Below are 25202 nucleotides of genomic sequence, written 5' to 3'. Positions count from 1 at the left end.
CCGGGGCGGGCAGAGGGGGTGCTCAGTGGCCCGGTGCGGGCGTGCTGTCGCGGACGACGAGGGACGGTTCGAGCAGGACGCGCTCGGGCGGAGCGCCGGGCTCCGACATCCGTGCCAGCAGGAGACGGACGCATTCGCGGCCGACGGCCTCCAGTGGCTGGGCGACGGTGGACAGGCCGGGGGAGAGGAGCGACGCGGTGGGGGAGTCGTCGAAGCCGACGACCGCGAGATCCCTGCCCGGTACGGCGCTCCGCTCACGCAGCGCGTGGTAGCAGCCCAGCGCCAGCATGTCGCTGGCGGCGACCACCGCCGTGGCGCCCGCGTCGAGCAGCGGTCCCGCGGCGGCCCGTGCCGAGGAGAGGTCGTCGACGCTCTGCGCCCGCCGGCCGCGGACCGGAAGGCCGTGCCGCCGCATGGCGCGCTGCCAGCCCTCGGCACGGTCGTCACCGACCCCGGAGCCGCGCGGCCAGCCGAGGAACGCGATCCTGCGGTGGCCCTGGCCCACGAGATGCTCGACGGCCGCGTCCGTACCGGAGGCGCCATCGACATCCACCCAGTCACCGATCTGCCGGCCCGACCACATCCGGCCGAAGCCCACGAACGGCACACCGCGCTTCTCCAGCCACGCCTGGCGCTGGTCGCCGCGTTCGGTGCCGCTCAGCACAAAACCGTCGACATGGTGCAGGTCGAGGAGTTCCTCGTAGCCGTCGAGACCGGCGGTGCCCGGCGGTGAGGCGAACAGCAGTACCCGGTAACCGGCCTCGTCCGCCGTCTGGGAGAGGGCGTGCAGAAAGCGGTCCATGACCGGGGCCGAGGTGCCGGGGGCGGTGGGACGGATCCCGTAGCCGATGAGTTTGCTGGAGCGGGTGCGCAGGGTCTGAGCGGCCCGATGCGGGCGATAGCCCATCTCCTCGATGGTGCGGCGGACCCGTTCCAGGGTCTCGGGTCGCAGCAGATCGGGCGAATTAAGGGCATTTGAGACTGTTTGCGGAGAGACCCCGGCCCGCCTCGCGACCATGGCCAGGGTCACCGGACCCGCCTTGGGCGAGGGGGAGTTGGGGGAGCGGGGCATGGCAGTCTCCGGAACCGGTGCGGCGTATGGACGAGTTGATTGGAGCGTTCCAATGACATTGTCAACGACCTGAAGTCGTCGTTAGGCTTCTTGGAACGCTCCAATGCCTGAGAGGTTCTGCTGTTTTGGATACGACTGTCAAGACCCACGAGATAACGAACTCCGTCGCGGGGGCCGGCCCCGCGGCCGAGGGCCTCCAGCCATTCCTGCACGACGCCGTCGTGACGCTGTACGCGCCGAGCTTCGCGGTCTCGCGGCCGGACGGGCAGATCACCGGCGGCGCCGACGGCTTTTACCACGGCGACAGCAGAGCCCTGGCCCGGCTGACCGTCGAGGCCGACGGCATCACGATCGCCCCGGCACACGGAGCGCTCGACGGCGCGGACCGGGCGGCCTTCCGGGGTGTGCTGCGCGGGCTGGGCGAGGAGACGCCGGACCCGGCGGTCACGCTGTACCGTCGGCGCCATGTCACCCCAGGACACCTGGAGGAGACCCTCGAAGTCGGCAACGCAGGACGCCGGCACGTCCGCGCCCGGCTGATCGTCACCGCCGTCACCGACCTCGCGCCCATGGAGCGCGTCAAGCTGGGAAAGGCGCAGCCGCCCGCCGCCGCCACGGCCACCGAGGACGGGCTCGGCTGGTCCCGCGACTCCTTCGCCGTACGCCTCACGAGCACACCGGCGCCCGCGGCCGTCGACCCGGACACGGGACGGCTGGAGTACGAGATCGAGCTGGCGCCGGGGGCGGCGTGGACGGCCGTACTGAGCTGTGACGCGGCTCACGAGGACGGTGACCAGTTCCCCGCGCCGCCGGCCGGCGGTGTGCCCTGGCGCACCCCCCGGCTGCGCAGCGCGGACCGGCGCTTCGACCACTGGCTGAGCCAGTCGGCGGCCGACCTCGACCGGCTGCGGCTGGCCGACCCGGAGCGCCCCGGCGACCAGTTCCTGGCGGCGGGAGCCCCGTGGTTCCTCACGCTCTTCGGGCGGGACTCCCTGTGGGCGGCCCGGATGCTGCTGCCGCTGGGCACCGGCCTGGCCGCAGGCACTCTGCGCACCCTCGCCCGCCGTCAGGGCGCGGTCTCCGACCGGGACACCGAGGAGCAGCCCGGCAAGATCCTGCACGAGGTGCGCCGCGCCACCCAGCGGTTCAGCGACGGATTCGCGCTGCCCGCCCGCTACTACGGCACGGTCGACGCCACCCCGCTGTGGGTCACTCTGCTGCACGACTCCTGGCGCTGGGGTCTCGCTCCCGACCAGGTCGAAGAGCTGCTGCCGCACGCCGAAGCGGCCCTCGCCTGGATGCGCGACCACGGTGACGCGGACGGCGACGGCTTCCTGGAGTACATCGACCACACCGGGCGGGGCCTGGCCAACCAGGGCTGGAAGGACTCGGGCGACTCCATCAGGCACCGGGACGGCCGCCTCGCCGCCTCGCCGATCGCGCTCTGCGAGGTCCAGGCGTACGCGTACGAGGCGGCGCGCGGCGGCGCCGATCTGCTGCGCGCCTTCGGCCGGCCGGGCGCCGACGAGTGGGAGGAGTGGGCCGGCCGGCTGCGCGACCGGTTCCGGAGCAGCTTCTGGGTGGAGGACGAGCGCGGTCCTTACCCCGCGGTGGCCCTCGACCGGGACAAGCGGCCGGTGGACTCGGTCACGTCGGGCTTCGGCCATCTTCTGGGCACGGGTCTGCTCGACCGGGACGAGAGCGCCCTGCTGGCCGCCCGGCTGAGCACGCCCGACCTGGACTCGGGCCATGGTCTGCGGACCCTGAGCAGCGACTCGGTGGGCTACAACCCGTACGGCTATCACATCGGTTCCATTTGGCCGCACGACACCGCGATCGCGGTCCACGGGCTGGTCAGGGCCGGATTCCCGGCCGCCGCCGCATCGCTGTCCGAGGGCCTGCTGACCGCCTCGGCGGGCTTCGGCGCGCGGCTTCCCGAGCTCTTCGCCGGTCATGGCGCGGCGAGCGGCGCCTCTCCGTCGCCCTACCCGGCGTCCTGCCGCCCGCAGGCGTGGGCGGCGGCCTCCTCCGTGGTGGTCCTCCAGTCGGTGCTGGGACTCACCGCCGATGTCCCGGGCGGCACGATCACGGTCGCGCCCGCCTTCGCGGAGGCGTACCGGCCGCTGAGGGTGGAGGGGTTCGACATCGCGGGCGGCCGTCTGGACATCGCCGTCGACGCGGACGGTACGGCGCACATCGAGGCGCCGGCGGGCCTGGAGGTGAAGAGGGAGCACGCGACGCCCCGGTGACGGGCCGTGCCCGGTACGGTCGGGCTACCGCGCCCCGGCGGTGGCTCCGCCGCCGGCGGCCGGGCACTCGGGCGGACGACCGTGTGTGCATGTGGGCGGATATGGGCCGTTGTCCGTCCCGGTGTTCGGCCGGATTCACCGCGGAGCCGTGTCGCTGATGGGCCGAACGGGTGAGGGGCGGGAGGATGGCCCGATGCAGACACAGCGCGCGGGCGAGGTGGTCCGGTGAGCAGGTACGACGGGTACGACGTCACCGACGAGCAGTGGGAGGGACTGGCCCAGGTCGTCCCGCTGCGGGGCCGCAACGAATGGCCCTCGCGGGTCGACCACGGGGCGCTTCCCCGGGACTACGAGGTGGAGAATCGCCGCTTCATCGTCCTCCGGGTGCAGGTCTTCGCGGACGCGCGGGAGGTCGCCGACCATCTCATCGCCCAGATCCCGGTCCTGCTCGACCTGACCGGCGCCGAGAGCGATGTGGCCAAGCGGATTCTGGACTTCAGCAGCGGTGTGGTCTTCGGTCTGGGCAGCGGCATGCACCGGGTCGACAAGAATGTTTTCCTGCTGGCCCCGCATGGCACGGAGGTGGAGGGCATCGCGGCGGACGTCGTCCCCCGATCGTAGGAAGGACGGCCAGGCGGAACGGTTCGGCGCCTTTTGTCCCGCATACGGTCCGGCCATGGAAGACATCCGAGCCGTCCGCCCCCGTCCCACCGTCACCGAACTGCGGCTCTCCGCCTTCACCTCGCACCGCGGCGCGGCCTTCCCGCTGGGACCGATGACGCTCTTCACCGGGGCGAGCGGCAGCGGGAAGACCACGGCGCTGCGGGCATACGAGTCCCTCGCGCGGCTCGGCGCGGGCGCCGCGCTCCGGGAGGTCTTCCCGGATCCGGTGGCCTGCGTTCCGGAACGGGCCGCCGCCGACGCACAGGGGCGGCGCGGCTTCCGGATCGGCTGCACCGTCGACGGCCCGGCCGGACCCGTACGGCTCGATCTCGCCGTCCAGGCCGAACCCGAACTGCGTGTCGTCGGCGAACGCCTGACCGGCGGCGGCCGGACGCTGCTGACCACCGCGCTGCGCGATCCCGGGCGCCGCGCCGTACAGGCGGCCTGGCACACGGCCGGCGCCGTGCCCGTGACCCGCGCTCCGCTGCCCGACGACCGGCTGGCCACCGCGCTGCTGCCGCTGCGGGTCGCCGGCCGGACGGAGGGACAGCGGCAGGTGCTCGCCGCCGCCGAACAGACCGTGGTGGCGCTCCGGTCCCTCTTCGTCTGCGATCCGCAACCGCAGCTCATGCGGCGGCCGGTGGCCATGGGACAGGAGCGGCTGCGGCGGGACTGCGAGAATCTGGCGGCGGTACTGGAGCGCACCTGGGACCGGTGCGCCGGGCGGGACGCCCGGCTGGCCGCGGCGGTCCGGGCGGGATGCGCGGGACCGGTGACGGAGCTGGCCGTGGAGCGGTTCGCCGACGGCACCGTACGGGCGCTGCTCGCCAGGGACCCCTCCGGGGCCAGGGCGGCGACCCCCGTGGAACGGCTCGGTGAGGGCGAGCTGCGGTATCTGGCGCTGGCGCTGGTGCTGCTCACCGGTCCGGGGGTGCTGGCGGCGGGCCGGGTGGGCGAGGTGCCTCAGGAACTGCGGTCGCTCACGGTCCTCGCCGACGGATTCGACCGGAGCCTGGACCGGCGGCAGGCACAGGAGCTGCTCTCGCTGGCCGCGGCGGTCTGCGCGGAGGGCGATCTCAGGCTGCTGGGGTCGGTCGGGGACGCCTCCTACGCGCGCGCGGCGGCGGGAGTGACGGTGGTAGACCTGGACCCGTGACGGAACTGGATGTAGCGGGACTGCAGCGCAGACTGGCCGAGTTCTCGGCGGCACGGGACTGGGAGCGGTATCACACGCCCAAGAATCTGGTGGCGGCGCTGAGCGTGGAGGCGTCGGAACTGCTGGAGATCTTCCAGTGGCTGACGCCCGAGCAGTCGGCACGGGTGATGGAGGACCCCGAGTCGGCTCATCGGGTGGCGGACGAAGTCGCCGACGTGCTGGCGTATCTCCTTCAGTTCTGCGAGGTGCTGGGGATCGACGCGCTGGCCGCGCTCGCGGCGAAGATTGACCGGAATGAGGACCGCTTTCCCCCCAAACCGCCCTCGGATCCGCCCAGTTCGGCATGATCGTCACTCTGTGGAGTGACGGAGTTATGCACAATGAGCCCGCTGTCCCCAGATTTCCGCATACCTCTGGCTTTTCAGTCGCCGGTCACTCACTCTGGGTAGTGGAGTGAGTGGGCAGGATGTCGTACGAACGGGGGCGGCGAATGGACGCGGAGCGGCTCATTGGACTGAGCCGGCATGCCCTGACCGGGAGCGCTGAGGCGCTGGATGTGATCGCGGAGGCATGGCAGGCCCAGGCCCTCGCGCAGGTGATCGGTAACCAGCTTGTGCAGACGGGGCCGCAGGAGCTGAAGGGCGAGGCGCGAGAGCTCAGTGAGGCGGGCGGACGCGGCTGCGGCTTGCCCGATCAGCCGGGACCGGGCAGCGCGGGGATACGGGCGCGGCGGCTCTCCGGAGTGGCGGACCCGCGGAGCGCCCTGACCGGACTCGGGGAGCTGTTGGGCGAGGTCGGGATCGCGCTGGTGGCGCTGGCGTGTGAGACGGACGAGGAGGGGCTGTACTGGCAGTGCATCGAGGCGATCGACGCGGCCGACGAGTCGAACGACCGGGTGGGCGCGATGCTGCGCCGGCTCGTGGCGATGGACCGGGAGAGTGAGCGGGCACGGGAACGGGCACAACGGGAGCCACGCGAGCGGGGACAGGCGCGGGACGGGCCGCCCGGCGCTCTTCGCCGGTGAGACCGGCGGGCCGGCACGGCGGTGACACCACGGAGACCTGGCCGGTGGCCGGGCGGCGGGTGGCCGGGCTTCGCCGCGCGGTGGGCCGACGGGGCATCGACCGCCGGCCGGGACGGTGTCGAGGAGGGCCGGCCGAAGGTGCAGGATGGGGGCATGGATCTTCGAATCTTCACCGAGCCCCAGCAAGGGGCGAGCTACGAGACGCTCCTGAAGGTGGCCAAGGCCACCGAGGACCTGGGCTTCGACGCCTTTTTCCGCTCCGACCACTACCTGCGCATGGGGGCCGCCGACGGGCTGCCCGGTCCCACCGACGCCTGGATCACCCTGGCCGGGCTGGCGCGTGAGACCAAGCGGATCCGCCTCGGCACACTGATGACCGCCGGGACGTTCCGGCTGCCCGGTGTGCTCGCCATCCAGGTCGCGCAGGTCGACCAGATGTCCGGCGGCCGGGTGGAACTCGGCCTGGGCGCGGGCTGGTTCGAGGAGGAGCACAAGGCGTACGGGATCCCGTTCCCCAAGGAGAAGTTCGCGCGGCTGGAGGAGCAGCTCGCCATTGTGACCGGTCTGTGGGCCACGGAGACCGGCAAGACCTTCTCCTTCGACGGCACGTACTACCAGCTCACCGACTCGCCCGCGCTGCCCAAGCCGGCCCAGGCCAAGGTGCCGGTCCTGATCGGCGGGCACGGCGCGACGCGTACTCCCCGGCTCACCGCGCAGTACGCCGACGAATTCAATATCCCGTTCGCCTCGATCGAGGACACCGAGAGGCAGTTCGGCAGGGTACGGGCCGCCGCCGAGACGGCCGGACGCAAGGCGGACGATCTCGTGTACTCCAACGCGCTGGTCGTCTGTGTGGGCAAGGACGACGCCGAGGTGGCCCGCCGGGCGGCCGCCATCGGACGGGAGGTGGAGGAGCTGAAGGCGAACGGGCTGGCGGGCTCGCCCGCCGAGGTGGTCGACAAGATCGGACGGTACGGCGCGGTCGGCTCCTCTCGGATCTACCTCCAGGTCATGGATCTGGACGACCTCGACCATCTGGAACTGATCTCCACGCAGGTTCAGTCCCAGCTCGGCTGAGCCGGGCCCCGGCGCCTCGGACCGGAGTAATGGAGCAACCGTGAAACCCGCCCGCACACTCGCCGGGGCCCTCGCCGCAGGGACCGTCGTCCTTGACGGCGGCCTCTCCAACCAACTGAGCGCCCAGGGCTGCGATCTGTCCGACGACCTCTGGTCGGCGAGCCTCCTCGTCGACGGCGCCGAGCAGATCGAGGCGGCCCACGCGGCGTATGTGCGGGCGGGCGCGCAGGTGCTCATCACCTCCAGCTATCAGGCGACCTACGAGGGCTTCGCCCGGCGCGGGATGTCTCGGGACCGGGCGGGGACCCTGCTGGCCCGCAGTGTGTATCTGGCGCGCCGGGCGGCCGAGTCCGGGGAGGGCGAGGTGTGGGTGGCGGCCTCGGTCGGTCCCTACGGGGCGATGCTGGCGGACGGCAGTGAGTACCGGGGGCGGTACGGGCTGTCGGTGCGGGAGCTGGAGCGTTTCCACAGGCCGAGGATCGAGATCCTGGCGTCGGCCGGTCCCGATGTGCTCGCGCTGGAGACCGTGCCGGACATCGACGAGGCGGTGGCGCTGCTGGGGGCGGCCGGAGGCTCCGGGGTGCCCGTGTGGCTCTCGTACTCCATCGCCGGGGAGCGCACCCGGGCCGGACAGCCGCTCGCCGACGCGTTCGCTCCGGCGGCCGACAACGATCAGGTGATCGCCGTGGGGATCAACTGCTGTGAGCCGGGCGACGCGGACCACGCCGTGGAGGTGGCGGCGGCGGTCACGGGCAAGCCCGTGGTCGTCTATCCGAACAGCGGCGAGCAGTGGGACGCGGCCGCGAGAGGCTGGTACGGGCACCCCACCTTCGATCCGCTCCGGGTGCGTGCCTGGCAGGCCGCGGGCGCCCGGCTGGTCGGCGGATGCTGCCGGGTCGGGCCCGCCGACATCGCCGCGCTGCGTGCGCTGACAGGCGCGGCGGCGGACGAAAACCCCTGGTCGTAGCAGGCGGGACGGACAATACTCGGCCGGGTGTTCCTGACAATCAGCACCACCGGCACCCCGGAACGTCCCGCGACCGATCTCGGATTCCTGCTGCACAAGCATCCCGACCGGGCCCAGACGTTCTCCACGTCCCACGGCACGGCGCATGTGCTGTATCCCGAGGCGTCAGCGGGTTGCACCGCGGCTCTGCTGCTGGAGGTCGATCCCGTGGCCCTGGTGCGCCGGGGCAGGGGGAAGGGCCGGGGCGGCGCCCCCGACGCGGCGCTCGCGCAGTACGTCAACGACCGTCCGTACGCGGCCTCCTCGCTGCTCGCGGTCGCGCTGAGCGCGGTCTTCAAGAGCGCGCTGCGCGGCGTCTGCGCCGCGCTTCCCGAGCGGGCCGCGAACCCGCTGCCGCTGCGGATCGAGCTGCCCGCCGTGCCGGCGCGCGGTGGCGCCGAGCTGGTCCGCAAGCTCTTCGGGCCGCTCGGCTGGACATCCGTGGACGCCCGGCCCATCGCGCTGGACGAGCGTTTCCCGCAGTGGGGCGACTCCCGTTATGTGCGGCTCGTCCTCGAAGGCGAGCTGCGGCTCGCCGACGCGCTGCGCCAGCTCTACATCCTGCTGCCGGTGCTCGACGACGCAAAGCACTACTGGGTCGCGCCCGACGAGGTGGACAAGCTGCTGCGGGCGGGCGAGGGCTGGCTGGCCGAACACCCCGAGCGGAGTCTGATCGTCAGCCGTTATCTGGCCCGTCGCTGGGGTCTGACCCGGCAGGCCCAGGACCGGCTCGAACTGGTGCGGCTCGCCGAGGCCGACGACATCCAGGTCGAGGCGATCGACAACGCCGTGGAGGAGGTCCCCGAGGGGCCGGACGGCGACGAGACCGGGGCGGGCACGGAGGACCCGGAGCGGGAGCCGTCCCTGGCCCAGCAGCGGCGCGAGGCGATCCTGGCGGCGCTGCGGGACGCCGGTGCGGGCACGGTGCTGGACCTGGGGTGCGGTGAGGGCCGGCTCGTCCGGGAACTGCTGAAGGACCTGCGCTTCAGCCATGTCATGGGCGTGGACGTGTCGGTACGCGCGCTGACCATCGCCTCGCGCCGGCTCAGGCTGGACCGGATGAGTGAGCGCCAGGCCGCCCGGGTCACGCTGACGCAGGGCTCACTGACGTACACCGACAAGAGGCTCAAGGGGTATGACGCCGCGGTGCTGAGCGAAGTGGTCGAGCATCTCGATTTGCCCCGGCTGCCGGCCCTGGAGTACGCGGTGTTCGGCTCGGCGCGGCCCAGGACCGTCATCGTGACCACGCCCAACGTCGAGTACAACGTGCGCTGGGAGACGCTGCCCGCCGGGCACGCGCGCCACAGGGACCACCGTTTCGAGTGGACCCGCGAGGAATTCCGCGGCTGGGCCGACGAGGTCGGCCGGCGGCACGGTTACCGGGTGGCGCATCTGCCCGTGGGACCGGTCGACCCCGAGGTGGGGCCGCCCACCCAGATGGCTGTCTTCAGTGACGACGGGGCCACGGACATCCGGACCGCACCGGCGGGACGGCGGGCCGTGAACGCCGGCGGCGTGACGGACACGGCCCGCCGTCCGGCCGGCCCAACAGACACTCCGGCTGCCACGGCTGCCACGGCTGCCACATACGCGAAGGAGGGAAGGACCGGATGACCGGCAACGACATGGCGGGCCGCACGGCCACCACTGACAGCACGGCCACCACCGACGGCACGGCCGGTGCCACGACAGCCGTGCCCACCGCGGCCACCACCGGCCGACGCGCTCTCCCGGTGCCCGATCTCTCCCTCGTGGTGCTCGTCGGCGCCACCGGCTCGGGGAAGTCCACCTTCGCCAGGAATCATTTCAAGCCCACCGAGATTGTCTCCTCGGACTTCTGCCGCGGACTGGTCGCCGACGACGAGAACGACCAGAGCGCCAGCCGGGACGCCTTCGACGTGCTCCACTACATCGTCGGCAAGCGGCTCGCGGCCGGCCGTCTCACCGTCGTGGACGCCACCAATGTGCAGCCCGAGGGCCGCAAGCAGCTCGTGCGGCTCGCCCGTGAGTACGACGTGCTGCCCGTCGCGATCGTCCTCGACCTGCCGGAAGAGGTCTGCGCCGCGCGCAACGCCGGCCGTCCCGACCGGGCCGGGATGCCCCGGCATGTCATCAAGCGCCACCGGAGCGAACTGCGCCGGTCACTGCGCGGACTGGAGCGCGAGGGCTTCCGCAAGGTGCACCTCCTGCGCGGGGAGCGGGAGGTGGAGAACGCCGATGTCGTACGCGAACGCCGCTACAACGACCTCGCGCATCTGACCGGCCCCTTCGACATCATCGGGGACGTCCACGGCTGCCGGTCCGAGCTGGAGACCCTGCTCGGCGCGCTCGGCTACGCGGACGGCGTCCACCCCGAAGGACGCACCGCGGTCTTCGTCGGTGACCTGGTCGACCGCGGCCCCGACAGCCCCGGTGTGCTCCGGCTCGTGATGAGCATGGTCGCGTCGGGCAATGCCCTGTGCGTCCCGGGAAACCACGAGAACAAGCTCGGCCGCTGGCTCAAGGGCAAGAAGGTCCAGTACACGCACGGGCTCGCCGAGACCATCGAGCAGATGGAGAAGGAGGACGACGGATTCCGTGCCCAGGTGCGGGAGTTCATCGAGGGCCTCGTCAGCCACTACGTCCTGGACGGCGGCGCGCTGGTCGTCTGTCACGCGGGGCTGCCCGAGAAGTACCACGGCCGTACCTCCGGCCGGGTCCGGTCACACGCCCTGTACGGCGAGACCACCGGCGAGACCGACGAGTTCGGCCTGCCCGTGCGCTACCCCTGGGCCGAGGACTACCGCGGCCGGGCGGCTGTGGTGTACGGCCACACACCGGTACCGAACGCCTCCTGGATCAACAACACCATCTGCCTGGACACCGGAGTCGTCTTCGGCGGCAGGATGACCGCGCTGCGCTGGCCGGAGCGCGAGCTCGTCGGCGTACCGGCCGAGCGGGTCTGGTACGAGCCGGTCAAGCCGCTGGCCACCGAGGCGCCCGGCGGCAGGGAGGGCCGCCCGCTGGACCTCGCGGACGTCCGGGGCAGGCGGACCGTGGAGACCCGCCACCTCGGCCGGCTCTCGGTGCGCGAGGAGAACGCGGCGGCGGCGCTGGAGGTCATGAGCCGGTTCGCGGTCGACCCGAGGCTGCTCGCCTACCTGCCGCCCACCATGGCGCCCACCGCGACCTCCGGCGGGGAGTATCTGGAGCACCCGGCCGAGGCGTTCGCCCAGTACCGGACGGACGGCGTCGGCCAGGTCGTGTGCGAGGAGAAGCACATGGGCTCGCGCGCGGTGGCGCTGGTCTGCCGGGACGCGGCGGCGGCGCGGGCGCGCTTCGGCGTGGACGGACCGACCGGCGCGCTGCACACCCGTACCGGACGGCCCTTCTTCGACGACCCCGGGGTCACGGAGGAGATCCTGGAGCGGCTGCGCGCGGCGGTCACCGCCGCCGGACTCTGGCAGGAACTCGACACGGACTGGGTGCTGCTGGACGCTGAGCTGATGCCGTGGTCGCTCAAGGCGACCGGCCTGCTGCGCACGCAGTACGCCGCGGTGGGCGCCGCGGCCGGCGCCGCCTTCCCGGCGGTGACCGAGGCGCTGGAAGCCGCCGCGGCCAGGGGCGTGGAGACCGGGGCCCTGCTGGCGGCGCAGCGCGACCGCGCCGCCGACGCGGCCGCCTTCACCGACGCGTACCGCCGCTACTGCTGGGCCACGGAGGGCCTGGAGGGCGTGCGCCTCGCGCCGTTCCAGGTGCTGGCGGTGCGGGGGCGCAGCCTCGCCGGAGTCCCGCACGACCAGCAGCTCGCCTGGCTGGACAGGCTGGTCGAGCACGACCCCACCGGTCTGCTCCAGGTCACCCGGCGGCTGATCGTCGACACGGCCGACGAGGAGTCGGTCCGCAGCGGGGTCGACTGGTGGCTGGAGATGACGGAGAGAGGCGGCGAGGGCATGGTCGTCAAGCCGCTGCGGGCGCTTGTGCGCGACAAGAAGGACCGGCTCGTACAGCCGGGCGTCAAGGTGCGCGGCCGTGAGTATCTGCGGATCGTCTACGGCCCCGAATACACCCGCCCGGAGAATCTGCGGCGGCTGCGCGACCGGTCCCTCGGCCACAAGCGGTCCTTGGCGCTGCGCGAGTACGCCCTCGGCCTGGAGGCGCTGGACCGGCTGGCGGAGGGCGAACCGCTGTGGCGGGTGCATGAGGCGGTCTTCGCGGTCCTGGCCCTGGAGTCGGAGCCGGTGGACCCGAGGCTGTGATCCGCGGTGCCGCGGGCCGTACGGTCCGCGGCACCGGAGCGCCCCTTGGCGGGGGACCGGTGCGTGAATCACACCCCGTGCGGTGAGGATGGGGGCATGGGATTCCATGTCGACTCCGAGGCCGGGCCACTGCGCCGCGTCATACTGCACCGGCCCGATCTGGAGCTGAAGCGGCTCACTCCCGGCAACAAGGACGCGTTGCTCTTCGACGACGTGCTCTGGGTGCGCCGCGCCCAGGAGGAGCACGACGGGTTCGCGGAGCTGCTGCGCGAGCGGGGAGTGGAGGTCCATCTCTTCGGCGACCTGCTGCGCGAGTCGCTGGATCTTCCGGCGGCGCGGCGGCTCGTACTGGACCGGGTCTTCGACGAGAAGGAGTACGGGCCGCTCGCCACCGGCCATCTCCGGGCGGTCTTCGACCGGCTGCCGACGGCCGAGCTGGTCGAGGCGCTGGTCGGCGGGATGACCAAGCGGGAGTTCCTGGACCGGCACGCGGAACCGACCTCCGTCCGCTTCCACGCGATGGAGCCGGACGACTTCCTTCTCGACCCGCTGCCGAACCATCTGTTCACCCGGGACACCTCGGCCTGGATCTACGACGGGGTGTCCATCAACGCCATGCGCTGGCCGGCCAGGCAGCGCGAGACGGTGCACTTCGAGGCGATCTACAAGCACCATCCGCTTTTCACCGGACCCGGGGCAGAGCCGTTCCACCACTGGTCGGAGGGGCAGGACGACTATCCCTCGACCATCGAGGGCGGCGACGTCCTGGTGATCGGCAAGGGCGCCGTGCTGATCGGGATGAGTGAGCGGACCACTCCGCAGGCCGTCGAGATGCTGGCCCGCGGGCTCTTCGCGGCCGGTTCCGCGACCACGATCGTGGCGCTCGACATGCCCAAGCGCAGGGCCTTCATGCATCTCGACACCGTGATGACGATGATCGACGCCGATACCTTCACGCAGTACGCCGGCCTCGGCATGCTCCGCTCGTACACCATCGAACCGGGCAGCGGGCGCGGTGAGCTCAAGGTCACCGACCATCCGCCCGAGCACATGCACCGGGCGATCGCGGCGGCCCTCGGGCTGTCCCGGATCCGGGTGCTGACCCCCACCCAGGACGTCCACTCGGCGGCCCGTGAGCAGTGGGACGACGGCTGCAATGTGCTCGCCGTCGAGCCCGGCGTCGTCATCGCCTACGAGCGCAATGTCACCACCAACACCCATCTGCGCGAACAGGGCATCGAGGTCATCGAGATCCGCGGCAGCGAGCTGGGCCGGGGCCGCGGCGGGCCGCGCTGCATGAGCTGTCCGATCGAGCGCGCGGCCGTGTAGCGGACGGGAGCACGGCCCTGAAGAATCTGTATAGCAATACGGAACGTCGTATATAGTTCCGGAGTCCCGATATGAGAAGCCCACTCTTCCTGCCCCAGGAGCAGCCATCATGGCGATACACCTCGCAGGCCGCCACTTCCTCAAGGAGCTGGACTTCACGGCCGAGGAGTTCCGCGGTCTGATCGACCTGGCCGCCGAGCTCAAGGCCGCGAAGAAGGCGCGGACCGAGATCCAGCGGCTGCGTGGCAGGAATATCGCACTGATCTTCGAGAAGGCGTCGACCCGGACCCGCTGCGCCTTCGAGGTGGCGGCGGCGGACCAGGGTGCGGCCACGACCTATATCGACCCGGCGAGTTCGCACATCGGGAAGAAGGAGTCGGCGAAGGACACCGCCCGGGTCCTCGGCCGGATGTTCGACGGCATCGAGTTCCGCGGGGACGCGCAGGAGACCGTCGAGGAACTCGCCGCGTACGCGGGCGTGCCCGTCTTCAACGGCCTCACCGACGAGTGGCACCCCACCCAGATGCTCGCCGATGTGCTCACCATGACCGAGCACACCGACAAGCCCCTGACGGAGATCGCCTTCGCCTATCTGGGGGACGCGCGTTTCAACATGGGCAACTCGTACCTGTTCACCGGCGCGCTGCTGGGCATGGACGTACGGATCGTCGCGCCGCGCGCCTACTGGCCTGCCGAGGAGATCCTCACCCTGGCCCGCAAGGCCGCCGAGGAGAGCGGGGCCCGGCTCACCCTCACCGAGGACATCGCCGAAGGCGCGGCCGGCGCGGATTTCGTGGCGACCGACGTCTGGGTGTCGATGGGGGAGGCCAAGGAGGTCTGGGACGAACGCATCGCGGCTCTGGGGCCGTACTCCGTGACCATGGACGTCCTGCGCGCGACGGGCAATCCGGCCGTGAAGTTCCTGCACTGCCTGCCGGCCTTCCACGATCTGGGCACCGCGGTCGGCCGCGAGATCCATGAGCGCCACGGCCTCACCGAGCTGGAGGTGACCGACGAGGTCTTCGAGTCGGCGCACTCGGTCGTCTTCGACCAGGCGGAGAACCGGCTCCACACCATCAAGGCCGTGCTGGTCGCCACGCTCGCCACCGACGACCTCTCCGGCGTGCGCGCGGAGTGAGGCGCCGGACGGCCCGCCGGATTCAGGCGGTCGCCTCGCCCGCGGCGTATTGACCGTCCTCGGAGGAATAGGCCGCCTCCGCCGCGAGGGTGAACCACACCGCCTTGCCGTGATCGGTGGGGCGGTGGCCGCAGTCCTCGCTGAGCGTGCGGATCAGCAGCAGTCCGCGCCCGTGTTCCTGCCACGGGTCCGGCATGGTGCCGTGGCCCGGCTGCGACAGATTGCCCGGCGGGGCCGGGTCGCGGTCGTGCACCTCGACCTGGCAGCCGGTCGGCAGCAGCTCCACCACCAGCTCTATGGGCCCGTCGCCGTTCGTGTGCTTCACGGCGTTGGCGACCAGCTCGGCGGTGAGCAGTTCCGCGGTGTCACTGTCGGCCGCCTGCTCCAGTTCCGCGAGTGCCGTACGCACCAGGGCGCGCGCCATCGGCACGGCGCGCGGGCTGTGCGGCAACGCCACGCGCCAGGAGACGGAGTGTGTGGTTTCGGGCACGAAGACTGGTCCGATCGGGGTTCAAGTCCTATTGGTGTTGCTATGCCCCCCAGCCTTACTGAGCGTGAAAGGTTCCACAAGAGGCGGCAGCCTGCTGCATTTGGGACCTCTGCCACATGTCGGACAGGACTTTTGGCACCCGGATCCTACAGGAGTGCTATCGCGTACTCATGACGGAAGTCATATATGGGTGATACCGTCGAAGTGAGGGCTGGTACGACGGCCCGTGCGACCGGCACAGAGGCACCCGCCGGCGATCAGCATCCGCTGAAGGAGGCCGCACTCCATGAGCCCTTTCTCCGGCTCCGCGCCCCGCACCCGGGAATGGCGCCATTTACGGCTGACACGGGACGGCGGCGTCGCCACCGTCACCCTGGCCCGCCCGGAAAAACTCAACGCGCTCACCTTCGGCGCCTATGCCGATCTGCGCGATCTGCTCGCCGAGCTGTCCCGCGAACGCTCCGTACGCGCCCTGGTCCTCGCGGGTGAGGGCCGGGGCTTCTGCTCCGGTGGCGACGTCGACGAGATCATCGGCGCGACCCTCGCCATGGACACCGCCCAGCTCCTCGACTTCAACCGGATGACCGGACAGGTGGTCCGCGCGATCCGTGAATGCCCCTTCCCCGTTGTCGCCGCCGTGCACGGGGTCGCCGCGGGCGCCGGCGCCGTCCTCGCGCTCGCCGCCGATTTCCGGATCGCGGATCCCTCCGCCCGCTTTGTCTTCCTCTTCACCCGGGTCGGTCTCTCGGGCGGTGACATGGGCGCGGCTTATTTGCTGCCCCGGGTCGTCGGCCTCGGCCACGCGACCAGGCTGCTGATGCTCGGCGAGCCGGTACGCGCTCTCGAAGCCGAACGGATCGGCCTGCTCAGCGAGCTCACCGACGAGGGCAGGGCCGGCTCCGGGGCAGCGGAGCTGGCCCGCCGGCTCGCGGACGGACCGGCCCTGGCCCACGCCCAGACCAAGGCGCTGCTCACCGCCGAACTGGACATGCCGCTCGCCGCCGCCGTCGAGCTGGACGCGGCCTCCCAGGCACTGCTGATGAAGGGCGCGGACTACGCGGAGTTCCACGCGGCCTTCACCGCGAAGCGGCCCGCGACCTGGCAGGGCCGTTAGCCATGGCCGGCGCACCGCGTATCGCGGTCATCGGCGGCGGACCCGGCGGACTGTACGCGGCCGCCCTGCTCAAGCGCCGGGACCCGGCGCGCGAGATCACCGTCTGGGAACGCAACGCCCCCGACGACACCTTCGGCTTCGGGGTGGTCCTCTCCGACGAGACACTCGGCGGTATCGAGCACGCCGATCCGGTGGGCCACCGGGCGCTCCAGGACGAACTCGTCCGCTGGCACGACATCGACATCGTGCACCGGGGCATCACCCTCACCTCGGGCGGTCACGGCTTCGCCGCGCTCGGGCGGCGGGAGCTGCTGGGGATCCTGCACCGGCGGTGCGCGTCCCTCGGCGTACGGCTCCGCTTCCGCACCGAGGCCCCGCCGTCCGCCCGGCTCGCCGCCGCCCATGACCTGGTCATCGCCGCGGACGGGGTACACAGCCTCACCCGCGATGCCCACGCCGGGGTCTTCGCCCCACGGATCACCACGCATCGCGGCCGCTACATCTGGCTCGCCGCCGACTTCGCCTTCGACGCGTTCCGCTTCGAGACCGCCGAGACCGGACACGGGGTGATGCAGCTCCACGGCTATCCGTACGCCCGCCCGTCACCCGCCGGGGACCGCGGGCCGCGCGCACGGTCCGGCGCCAGCACCGTCATCGTCGAGATGCGCGAAGAGGTCTGGCGGGCCGCCGGGTTCCCCGAACTCGACGAGCGGCAGTCCACCGAGCTGTGCGCCAAGATCTTCGCGGACGCGCTCGACGGGCGCCCGCTGCGCTCGAACGCCTCCTCCTGGACCGCGTTCCGTACCGTCGTCACCACACACTGGAGCCATGGCAACACGGTGCTGATCGGCGACGCCGCGCACACCGCCCACTTCTCCATCGGCTCCGGCACCAAGCTCGCCGTCGAGGACGCCCTCGCGCTCGCCGCCCGGATCGAGGAGGAGCCGGACCTGCCGTCGGCGCTCGCCGCCTACGAGAGCGAACGCCGCCCGGCCGTCGAGTCGGCCCAGCGCTCGGCCGCCGCCAGCCTCCGCTGGTTCGAGGAACTGGCCACCCACACCGGACGGCCGCCGCGCCAGTTCGCCTTCGGCCTGCTCACCCGCAGCCGCCGGGTCACCCACGGCAATCTGCGGCTGCGCGACCCCGGCTTCACCCGGCTCGTGGAGGAGGACTTCGGCTGTCCGCCCGGCACCCCGCCCATGTTCACGCCCTTCCGGCTCTGCGGTCTCACCCTGCGCAACCGTGTGGTGGTCGCGCCCATGGACATGTACTCCGCCACGGACGGCGTCCCCGACGACTTCCATCTCGTCCATCTCGGGGCGCGCGCCCTCGGTGGCGCGGGACTCGTGATGACCGAGATGGTCTGTGTCAGCGCGGAAGGACGGATCACCCCGGGCTGCACCGGCCTCTACACCCGGGAGCAGGCCGACGGGTGGCGCCGTGTCACCGACTTCGTCCATACGCGCTCGCCCGGCACGGCCATCGGTGTGCAGCTCGGACACGCGGGACGCAAGGGCTCCACCCGCCTCATGTGGGACGGCATGGACGAGCCGCTGCCGGCGGGCAACTGGCCGCTGGCAGCCGCCTCACCGCTGCCGTACCGGCCGGGCGTCAGCCAGCTCCCGCACCAGCTCGAGACGCGGCAACTCGGCACCATCCGTGAGGAGTTCGCGGCGGCGGCGCGGCGGGCCCAGCGCAGCGGTTTCGACCTGCTGGAACTGCACTGCGCGCACGGCTATCTGCTCTCCGGCTTCATCTCCCCGCTCACCAACCGGCGCACCGACGCCTACGGCGGTTCGCTCGAAGGCCGGCTGCGCTTCCCCCTCGAAGTCTTCGACGCCGTACGGGCCGACTGGCCGGCGGACCGGCCCATGACGGTCCGGATCTCCGCCACCGACTGGGCACCGGGCGGGACCACCGGGGAGGAGTCCGTCGAGATCGCCCGTGCCTTCACCGCGCACGGCGCCGACGCGATCGACGTCTCGACGGGACAGGTCGTCCCCGACGAGCGGCCCGAGTACGGCCGTTCCTACCAGGCGCCCTTCGCGGACCGGATCCGCAACACGCTGTCCGTGCCGGTCATCACGGCGGGAGCCATCTCCTCCTGGGACGACGTCAACTCACTGCTGCTGGCGGGCCGCGCCGACCTGTGCGCCCTCGGCCGTCCGCATCTCCACGATCCCCAGTGGACCCTGCACGCCGCCGCCGCGCAGGGATACGAAGGGCCCGGCGCGCCCTGGCCGCTGCCGTACCGCGCGGGCAGCCGCCCCCCTCCGGCCGGCCGCACGGACGGCCCCGGGCCGCGCCTCACTCCGCGGCGGCCTGCCGCGTGACGAACGCCGCTCCCAGGTCCCGCAGGCGCCGGTGGAGCTGGGCGAACACCTCGGCGGAACGCTCCCCCGGCCAGTCCGTCGGCAGCAGTTCCCCGGGCAGCCCCGGATCCGTGTACACCAGCCGGCGCCAGGCGCCGAGGGCGAGCAGATAGTCCCGGTAGGCGTCCTCCGGCGAGACCACCCCGCGTTCCTCCCAGGCCCGCAGCACCGGCGCGTGCGCGTCCAGGAAGTCCTGGTGCTGCCCGGCGATCGTCGCCAGGTCCCACCAGCGGGCCGCGGCCCCCGCCGTCGGTTCGAAGCCGAGGTGCCGGCCGCTGAACAGGTCGACATACGGGTCGAGTTGGAGCCGCCGCAGGGTGTGGCCGGTCTCCTCGTGGAGCCGGCCGGGCGCGATCCACACACCGGGCGCCGCCGTCCCGAAACCGAGCCGGCCAAGGCGCGACCGCAGCAGATGGCGCTTGTGGCGCTCGGCCTCGGGCACCGAGAAGACCGCGAGCAGCCAGCCGTCGGAGAGCCGGGGCGAGGGACGGGCGTAGATCCTGCGGTCGCCGTCGTCGAGCACCTGCCGCGCCTCGGCCGACAGCGCGTAGCCCGCCGCGCCCTCCGCCGTACGCTCGGGAACGAGCAGGCCACGGCGCTTGAGCCGGGAGACCGACGAACGTACCGAGGGCGCGTCCACACCGAGGGCACCCAGCAGACGGATCAGTTCGGCGACAGGGAGCGGTGCGTTGTCCGGCGCCCGGCCGTACGCGCCGTACAGGGTGAAGATCAGGGATCGAGGGGTGTGCTGCTCGGCCACGTGATCACTTTAGAGGAGGCGGCACCACGGGCGTCCCGCCGTGTCAGACGGGTCCGGGGCCCCGTAGCCGGAACCGCTGGAGTTTGCCGGTCGGGGTGCGGGGGAGCGCGGTCAGGAAGGTGATCGCGCGCGGACACTTGTACGGCACCAGTCGGGACACAACGAACTCCCGCAGCCTGTCAGCCGTTTCCTCCCCGCCCGCCACCCCGTCCCTGAGCACCACGTACGCCGCCACGATCTGGCCGCGCAGCTCGTCGTGGCGGCCGACGACCGCCGCCTCCCGCACATCGGGATGGGCCAGCAGCACCTCCTCCACCTGTGGGCCCGCGATCTTGTAACCGGCCGAGACGATCATGTCGTCCACTCGGGCCACATAGCGGAAGTAGCCGTCCGGCTCGCGGATGTACACATCTCCGGTGAGGTTCCAGCCGTCGCGCACATAGTCGCCCTGGCGCGGATCGGCCAGATAGCGGCAGCCCACCGGGCCCCGGACGGCAAGCAGCCCCGGCTCCCCGTCGGGAACCGGGGCGCCGGAACGATCCACCACGCGTGCCTGCCACCCCGGCACCGGCACGCCGGTCGTGCCCGGTCTGATCGCCTCGTCGGCGGCGGACAGGAAGATATGGAGCAGCTCGGTGGCGCCGATGCCGTTGATGATCCTCAGCCCGGTCCGCTCGTACCACGCGTGCCAGGTCTCGGCTGCCAGATTCTCGCCCGCCGAGACACAGCGCCGCAGCGAGGAGAGGTCGTACGCGCCTGCCTCGTCCAGCATCAGCCGGTAGGCGGTCGGCGCGGTGAACAGGACCGACACGCGGTGCTTCGCGACCGCGGCCAGCAGCGCCCGTGGATGGGCCTGTTCGAGCAATAACGCGGAGGCACCGGCACGCATCGGGAAGATCAGCAGCCCACCCAGTCCGAAGGTGAAACCCAGCGGAGGGCTGCCCGCGAAGAGATCGTCCGGCTCCGGCCGCAGCACCCGGCGCGAGAAGGTGTCGGCGACGGCCAGCACATCCCGGTGGAAGTGCGCGCACCCCTTGGGCCGGCCCGTCGTCCCCGAGGTGAAGGCGATGAGCGCCACATCGTCCGGCGCGGTCCGCACCGCCGCGTACGGTTCTGGCGGCGCGCGCTCGGCGAGCCGCAGCAGGTCGTCCGGCGCGGCTCCGCCGTAGGTGGTGATCCGCAGCCCCGGCACGCCGGCCCCGATCAGATCGTCCACCGACCGTATGTCGCACAAGGCATGACCGACCCGTGCGATCGCGCACATGACGGCCAGTTCCGGGGCCCGCTGCTGGGCGAGGACGGTCACGGCGACCGCGCCGGCCTTCAGCACCGCCAGCCAGCAGGCCGCCAGCCACGGTGTCGTGGGGCCGCGCAACAGCACCCGGTTTCCCGGCACCACGCCCAGTTCGGAGGTCAGGACATGGGCGATCCGGTCGACGTGCCCGAGCAACTCGCCGTACGTCCAGACCTCTCCCGCCGCCGTCCGGAAGACGGGACGGTCCGCTCCGAAGCGATCGACGGTGCGATCCAGCAGCTCCACGGCCGAGTTGAGGCGGTCGGGGGACGGCGGATCCGGAGGCATCGGGAGCAGCAGTGGCCACTGCTCCGGGGGCGGCAGACTGTCGCGCGGAAAAGTGTCGAGGTGGGCCGACGGTGCCAGCTCCATGGTCCGCCCCCTTGTCGTGGTGGGGTCGCCCATCGAGCGTATCGTGATGATGACGACAGTCAACGGTCCGCGATAGACCTGCGGCGAAGTGGGGGCTCGGATGCCCGTATTCTCACTCGATCCGGTACAGACCGCCTGGTGCGCCGAGCTGCGCGCCCTGGCCGGGGAGCGGCTGCGACCACTCGCCGCCAAGGGCGAACCCGGCCGGGTCAACCGGGAACTGATCGCCGCTCTCGGTGAACACGGCCTGCTGGCAAGGGTGTTCGACTCGGGCGCGCTGGATCTGTGCCTGCTGCGCGAATCCCTCGCGCACGGCTGCACGGAGGCCGAGACCGCGCTGGCGCTCCAGGGCCTCGGCACCTATCCGGTCGTCCGGTCCGGCACCGCGGACCAGCGCGCCCGCTGGCTGCCCGAGGTGACCGCAGGACGGGCGGTGGCCGCGTTCGCGCTGAGCGAGCCGGGCGCGGGATCCGACGCCGCGGCGCTCACCCTGCGGGCCGTACCGGACGGCGACGGCTGGCTGCTGACGGGCGAGAAGTCCTGGATCTCCAACGCCCCCCACGCCGACTTCTACACCGTCTTCGCCCGTACGGGCGGCGGCGCGCGGGCCCGTGGGATCACCGCCTTCCTTGTCCCGGCGGACCGCCCGGGACTGACCGGCCGTCCGGTCGAGATGCTCTCCCCGCACCCCATCGGAGCGCTGGGCTTCGACGCGGTACCGGTGACCGGAGAGGACGTCCTCGGAGAGGTGGACGGAGGTTTCCGGGTCGCCATGGACACCCTCAACCTGTTCCGGCCCAGCGTCGGTGCCTTCGCCGTCGGCATGGCGGCGGCCGCGCTGGACGCGGCCCTGGAACACACCGCGAGCCGCCACGCGTTCGGCGGCCCGCTCAAGGACCTCCAGTCGGTCGCGCACCAGGTCGCCGAGATGGCCACCCGCACCGAGGCGGCGCGGCTGCTGGTGTACGCGGCCGCCGCCGCGTACGACGCGGGCGCGCCCGGGGTGCCGCGCCGCGCCGCCATGGCGAAGCTCTACGCGACCGAGACCGCGCAGTACGTCGTCGACGCGGCCGTCCAGTTGCACGGCGCCCGCGCCCTCCAGCGAGGCCATCTGCTGGAGCACCTCTACCGCGAGGTCCGCGCCCCGCGCATCTACGAGGGCGCCACCGAGGTCCAGCGGACCATCATCGCCAAGGAGTTGTACGGATGAGCCTGGAGCGGATCAACCCCGCCGGGCTCGCCCCGGCCACCGGCTTCTCGCACGCCGTCACCGCCACCGGCGGCCGGCTGGTCTTCCTGGCCGGCCAGACCGCGCTGGACGCGGAGGGGAACATCGTCGGGCGGAGTCTTCCCGGCCAGTTCGAGACGGCGCTCGGCAATCTGCTCGGCGCTCTCGCGGCGGCGGGCGGCACCCCGGCCGATCTCGCCCGGGTGACCGTCTACACCACCGACGTCGGGGCCTACCGCGCCCACGCGGCCCAACTCGGCCGTGTATGGCGCCGGTTGGCCGGACGTGAGTATCCCGCCATGGCGGTGATCGGGGTCGTACGGCTCTGGGACGAACAGGCCCTGGTCGAGCTGGACGGGATCGCCGTGCTGCCCTGAAGGCCGCGTGGCGGGGCCGGTGTACGCGGGGCAGAACCGCCCGGAGCCGTACGGGACTCATCGGGCCGATCACGGCCATGTCCGTCCTTGGCATGACCTGCCTGCCATGCCCGTCCCCGGTGGGGGTACCCGAGAGGGGACAACGCCTCACCGGGCGAAGGGAGTTCGCGACGATGCAGGGTATGAAGCGATGGCTGGACCGGAGTGTGCCCGCCCAGGCCGTACTCCTCCTGCTGCTGGTCGCGGGGGCGACCAAACTGATCCGTCCGGAGCTCTCCACTCCGCACTGGCTGGTCCAGAGCGTGGTCTGGACCGCGTTCGCCATGGTGTTCGTTCTCATACGGCGGCGCCAGGACCGCTCCGCCATGGGCGGCGCCTCGGCCGGCGAACACGTCTCGGTCGAGCGCAAGCTGCGGCGCTGCCAGATCCCCGAGGACCCCCGCGAGCGGGAGTCCATGCGCAGGCTGGTGGCGTACCGGCGGAGGCAGATGACCAGGTACGCGTGGACGCTGGTCCCGCTGTTCGCCGTGCTGGTGCTGCTGCCGGTCGTGTGGGCCGTACAGGGCGTCTGGACCACGGCGGTGCTGTGGCTGCTGTTCGGGCTGGTCTTCGGCAGTTGGGTGTTCTCCGCGCGCCGCCACAATCTGAGCCGTGTCCGGCACATGGACGAGGCGCTGCGCGCCGCCGACCGCGTCCCCGCCGGTGTCGGACGGCGGGCCCACCACGCCTGACGGACGGGGCCCCTGGTCCCGCTTCAGGGACCAAGGGCGTCCCGTTCCGGCGGGAAGCGCGCCGACGGCGGCTACGGGACCAGGGCCAGATCTACTTGAAGCGCCTCGATCGCGCAGCCGACGAGCAGATCACACTGCTCCTGGCCGGTGATCCGGTGTGCCGCCAGGAAGATGTTCCAGACGGCGTCCTGCCGCCTGTCGTGCTCGGTGGCGAAGTCTCTGGCGAGGGCCTGGGACAGATGGTCGCTGTACAGACTGGCCCGGTTGCGAGGATCCTTGAAGGCCCTGGAGGCGGCCTCCGCGCAGCGCAGGAAGCGGAGCATGTCCGTCTGTCCCAGTTGGGTGTGGATCAGGTCGAGAAGGTCGCGCGCGACGAGGATGCTGTAGGGCCATTCGGCCTTGCGCCCGATGCGCGCGGTGAGTGAGTCGCGGAGCTCGAAGTTGAAGTCGAAACGTTCAGTCATGCCGCGTTGGTAGCGGATATTGGGCGCTCAGTGGTGCACGCCATACCGTGAATCGCCGAACTTCATCCCGATGCGCGGCGACTTCACCCCGATAGGCGCAGCGGACGGCCTCTCCTTGCGCCAACCGGCCCAGCCCGTGGATGGGCCTTTCGGGTGCTCTCGGGAGAGGGCCGGACCGCCTCCCGCGTCCGCTTGTTCCGCCGTTCCGCGACACGCCCGTGAAGGTCCCTCCCGCGGCGTGTCGCCGGGTGGCGAAGCGGATCAGCGGCTGATCCCGGACCGCCGTCCGCCGGCGGGTCGTCGTGTCCCGGGGCGCGCCGGATCAGTGATTGGGCTCCGCGCGGTTCAGGGCGACCAGGACCTCCTGGGCGTGCGCCGTGGTGGCGAGGTCGCCGAGCGTGATCAGCCCGACCAGACGTCCCTCGTCCACCACCGGAAGTCTGCGCACCGAGTGCGTCATCATCAGGGAAGCCGCCTCGCACGCGGAGGCGTCCGGGGAGACGGTGACCGGGACGCCCGAGACTGCGGACAGCGCCGTGGCGGACCCGGCGATCATGCCCTCGGCCGCGATACGCACCGTGACATCGCGATCGGTCAGGATTCCGTGCAACGCGCCGTCGGACGTGACGAGTACGCAGCCCACATCCGCGTCGCGCATACAGGACGCGACGGATGTGATCGACGTATACGGAGGGACGGTGACGGGTCCGGTGCTCATCAAGTCGCGTACGAGGTGCATGAGCGTTCCCAACGGCCGGGTGAACCTGCCCCTCATTCAGTGTGGATCAGGCCGTGTCCGGCCGCATCCGTGCGCGGGACCCCTGGCGGGCGGGCGGGCGGGCGGGCCGACGGCCGGTGGCGGCGGGCTGGTGACCACCCGGTCACCGGGCGGCTGAGAGCGTGCGGAGCCACGCGCTCGTCCGCCGCTCGGCGCGAGGCGTTTTTACCGGGACGGTTGCCCGAGAAAACCCAACGCCGACGGAACATCCCGGGGCGCGGGTGATCGGACCACGGCCACGATCGCTTCGGGGGCCGGCGAAAACTTCGC

22 protein-coding genes are annotated in these 25202 nt (G+C 71.9%); 16 read left to right on the top strand and 6 right to left on the bottom strand.

The genetic code is table 11. The annotated features are described in order from the left end of the window. Positions 1–22 precede the first annotated feature (22 nt). On the bottom strand, positions 23–1072 hold the full coding sequence (locus ABZ707_RS28780; protein WP_360180426.1) for a LacI family DNA-binding transcriptional regulator: 1050 nt from the start codon (positions 1070–1072) through the stop codon (positions 23–25). Positions 1073–1197: 125 nt separating this feature from the next. Here ABZ707_RS28780 and ABZ707_RS28775 point away from each other — a divergent pair, with 125 nt between their 5' ends. The 11 genes from ABZ707_RS28775 to argF all read left to right on the top strand — a co-directional run bounded on the left by ABZ707_RS28775 (position 1198) and on the right by argF (position 14952). Then, on the top strand, positions 1198–3321 hold the full coding sequence (locus ABZ707_RS28775) for a glycogen debranching N-terminal domain-containing protein (protein WP_360180424.1): 2124 nt from the start codon (positions 1198–1200) through the stop codon (positions 3319–3321). A gap of 225 nt (positions 3322–3546) precedes the next feature. After that, positions 3547–3942 (top strand): cell division protein SepF, encoded by a 396-nt coding sequence (locus ABZ707_RS28770; RefSeq protein ID WP_360180422.1) that lies wholly within the window; start codon positions 3547–3549, stop codon positions 3940–3942. A 55-nt stretch (positions 3943–3997) separates the two neighbouring features. After that, positions 3998–5140 (top strand): ATP-binding protein, encoded by a 1143-nt coding sequence (locus ABZ707_RS28765; RefSeq protein ID WP_360180420.1) that lies wholly within the window; start codon positions 3998–4000, stop codon positions 5138–5140. Beyond that, a complete protein-coding gene (locus ABZ707_RS28760) occupies positions 5137–5487 on the top strand; it encodes a nucleotide pyrophosphohydrolase (RefSeq protein ID WP_360180418.1) in 351 nt (116 codons plus the stop codon). The genes ABZ707_RS28765 and ABZ707_RS28760 overlap by 4 nt, the downstream gene beginning before the upstream one ends. 143 nt (positions 5488–5630) lie before the next feature. Beyond that, positions 5631–6164, top strand: a complete 534-nt coding sequence (locus ABZ707_RS28755; RefSeq protein ID WP_360180538.1) for a DUF6099 family protein — start codon at positions 5631–5633, stop codon at positions 6162–6164. A gap of 153 nt (positions 6165–6317) precedes the next feature. Beyond that, positions 6318–7241, top strand: a complete 924-nt coding sequence (locus tag ABZ707_RS28750; protein ID WP_360180416.1) for an LLM class F420-dependent oxidoreductase — start codon at positions 6318–6320, stop codon at positions 7239–7241. Positions 7242–7281: 40 nt separating this feature from the next. Next, positions 7282–8208: a homocysteine S-methyltransferase gene (mmuM, locus tag ABZ707_RS28745; protein ID WP_360180414.1), complete on the top strand. Its 927-nt coding sequence runs from the start codon at positions 7282–7284 to the stop codon at positions 8206–8208. Between the two features lie 27 nt (positions 8209–8235). Next, the gene (locus ABZ707_RS28740) at positions 8236–9861 is read left to right on the top strand and encodes a 3' terminal RNA ribose 2'-O-methyltransferase Hen1 (RefSeq protein ID WP_360180412.1); all 1626 of its coding nucleotides are present in this window, start codon (positions 8236–8238) and stop codon (positions 9859–9861) included. Continuing rightward, on the top strand, positions 9858–12485 hold the full coding sequence (locus ABZ707_RS28735; protein ID WP_360180410.1) for a polynucleotide kinase-phosphatase: 2628 nt from the start codon (positions 9858–9860) through the stop codon (positions 12483–12485). Before ABZ707_RS28740 ends, ABZ707_RS28735 begins: the two co-directional genes overlap by 4 nt. A gap of 96 nt (positions 12486–12581) precedes the next feature. Next, on the top strand, positions 12582–13814 hold the full coding sequence (locus ABZ707_RS28730) for an arginine deiminase (protein WP_360180408.1): 1233 nt from the start codon (positions 12582–12584) through the stop codon (positions 13812–13814). 109 nt (positions 13815–13923) lie between these two features. Continuing rightward, the gene (gene argF / locus ABZ707_RS28725) at positions 13924–14952 is read left to right on the top strand and encodes an ornithine carbamoyltransferase (protein WP_360180406.1); all 1029 of its coding nucleotides are present in this window, start codon (positions 13924–13926) and stop codon (positions 14950–14952) included. A 22-nt stretch (positions 14953–14974) separates the two neighbouring features. Here argF and ABZ707_RS28720 read toward each other — a convergent pair whose 3' ends face one another. Continuing rightward, entirely contained in the window at positions 14975–15442 is a 468-nt protein-coding gene (locus ABZ707_RS28720) for an ATP-binding protein (RefSeq protein WP_360180404.1), read from the bottom strand. 286 nt (positions 15443–15728) lie between these two features. Between ABZ707_RS28720 and ABZ707_RS28715 the strand changes: the two genes are divergently transcribed. Further along, positions 15729–16556, top strand: coding sequence for an enoyl-CoA hydratase family protein (locus tag ABZ707_RS28715; protein ID WP_360180402.1), 828 nt, complete (start codon positions 15729–15731; stop codon positions 16554–16556). Positions 16557–16558: 2 nt separating this feature from the next. Beyond that, positions 16559–18889: a bifunctional salicylyl-CoA 5-hydroxylase/oxidoreductase gene (locus ABZ707_RS28710; protein WP_360180400.1), complete on the top strand. Its 2331-nt coding sequence runs from the start codon at positions 16559–16561 to the stop codon at positions 18887–18889. On the opposite strand, the gene ABZ707_RS28705 is transcribed toward ABZ707_RS28710, so the two are convergent. Beyond that, a complete protein-coding gene (locus ABZ707_RS28705; protein ID WP_360180398.1) occupies positions 18864–19688 on the bottom strand; it encodes a PaaX family transcriptional regulator C-terminal domain-containing protein in 825 nt (274 codons plus the stop codon). The genes ABZ707_RS28710 and ABZ707_RS28705 overlap by 26 nt on opposite strands. Before the next feature lie 43 nt (positions 19689–19731). After that, the gene (locus tag ABZ707_RS28700) at positions 19732–21354 is read right to left on the bottom strand and encodes an AMP-binding protein (RefSeq protein ID WP_360180396.1); all 1623 of its coding nucleotides are present in this window, start codon (positions 21352–21354) and stop codon (positions 19732–19734) included. Between the two features lie 100 nt (positions 21355–21454). Between ABZ707_RS28700 and ABZ707_RS28695 the strand changes: the two genes are divergently transcribed. The 3 genes from ABZ707_RS28695 to ABZ707_RS28685 all read left to right on the top strand — a co-directional run bounded on the left by ABZ707_RS28695 (position 21455) and on the right by ABZ707_RS28685 (position 23690). Continuing rightward, positions 21455–22564: an acyl-CoA dehydrogenase family protein gene (locus ABZ707_RS28695; RefSeq protein WP_360180394.1), complete on the top strand. Its 1110-nt coding sequence runs from the start codon at positions 21455–21457 to the stop codon at positions 22562–22564. Next, positions 22561–22959 (top strand): RidA family protein, encoded by a 399-nt coding sequence (locus tag ABZ707_RS28690; protein WP_360180392.1) that lies wholly within the window; start codon positions 22561–22563, stop codon positions 22957–22959. The genes ABZ707_RS28695 and ABZ707_RS28690 overlap by 4 nt, the downstream gene beginning before the upstream one ends. A 182-nt stretch (positions 22960–23141) precedes the next feature. Beyond that, positions 23142–23690, top strand: a complete 549-nt coding sequence (locus ABZ707_RS28685) for a hypothetical protein (protein ID WP_360180390.1) — start codon at positions 23142–23144, stop codon at positions 23688–23690. A gap of 71 nt (positions 23691–23761) precedes the next feature. Here ABZ707_RS28685 and ABZ707_RS28680 read toward each other — a convergent pair whose 3' ends face one another. After that, a complete protein-coding gene (locus ABZ707_RS28680) occupies positions 23762–24154 on the bottom strand; it encodes a hypothetical protein (protein WP_360180388.1) in 393 nt (130 codons plus the stop codon). Between the two features lie 322 nt (positions 24155–24476). Continuing rightward, on the bottom strand, positions 24477–24893 hold the full coding sequence (locus tag ABZ707_RS28675; protein WP_360180386.1) for a CBS domain-containing protein: 417 nt from the start codon (positions 24891–24893) through the stop codon (positions 24477–24479). Between the last annotated feature and the right edge of the window lie 309 nt (positions 24894–25202).

The sequence above is a fragment of the Streptomyces sp. NPDC006923 genome, from assembly GCF_040635655.1.
GTDB lineage: Bacteria > Actinomycetota > Actinomycetes > Streptomycetales > Streptomycetaceae > Streptomyces.
The sequence above is the reverse complement of the archived record's forward strand: the minus strand, read 5'-3'. Positions and strand labels throughout refer to the sequence as shown.

Coding starts and splice junctions, on each gene's coding strand:
- ABZ707_RS28780 (WP_360180426.1), bottom strand. CDS start 1,072: ATGCCCCGCTCCCCCAACTCCCCCTCGCCCAAGGCGGGTCCGGTGACC.
- ABZ707_RS28765 (WP_360180420.1), top strand. CDS start 3,998: ATGGAAGACATCCGAGCCGTCCGCCCCCGTCCCACCGTCACCGAACTG.
- ABZ707_RS28755 (WP_360180538.1), top strand. CDS start 5,631: ATGGACGCGGAGCGGCTCATTGGACTGAGCCGGCATGCCCTGACCGGG.
- ABZ707_RS28750 (WP_360180416.1), top strand. CDS start 6,318: ATGGATCTTCGAATCTTCACCGAGCCCCAGCAAGGGGCGAGCTACGAG.
- ABZ707_RS28735 (WP_360180410.1), top strand. CDS start 9,858: ATGACCGGCAACGACATGGCGGGCCGCACGGCCACCACTGACAGCACG.
- ABZ707_RS28730 (WP_360180408.1), top strand. CDS start 12,582: ATGGGATTCCATGTCGACTCCGAGGCCGGGCCACTGCGCCGCGTCATA.
- argF (WP_360180406.1), top strand. CDS start 13,924: ATGGCGATACACCTCGCAGGCCGCCACTTCCTCAAGGAGCTGGACTTC.
- ABZ707_RS28715 (WP_360180402.1), top strand. CDS start 15,729: ATGAGCCCTTTCTCCGGCTCCGCGCCCCGCACCCGGGAATGGCGCCAT.
- ABZ707_RS28710 (WP_360180400.1), top strand. CDS start 16,559: ATGGCCGGCGCACCGCGTATCGCGGTCATCGGCGGCGGACCCGGCGGA.
- ABZ707_RS28700 (WP_360180396.1), bottom strand. CDS start 21,354: ATGGAGCTGGCACCGTCGGCCCACCTCGACACTTTTCCGCGCGACAGT.
- ABZ707_RS28695 (WP_360180394.1), top strand. CDS start 21,455: ATGCCCGTATTCTCACTCGATCCGGTACAGACCGCCTGGTGCGCCGAG.
- ABZ707_RS28690 (WP_360180392.1), top strand. CDS start 22,561: ATGAGCCTGGAGCGGATCAACCCCGCCGGGCTCGCCCCGGCCACCGGC.
- ABZ707_RS28685 (WP_360180390.1), top strand. CDS start 23,142: ATGAAGCGATGGCTGGACCGGAGTGTGCCCGCCCAGGCCGTACTCCTC.
- ABZ707_RS28680 (WP_360180388.1), bottom strand. CDS start 24,154: ATGACTGAACGTTTCGACTTCAACTTCGAGCTCCGCGACTCACTCACC.
- ABZ707_RS28675 (WP_360180386.1), bottom strand. CDS start 24,893: ATGCACCTCGTACGCGACTTGATGAGCACCGGACCCGTCACCGTCCCT.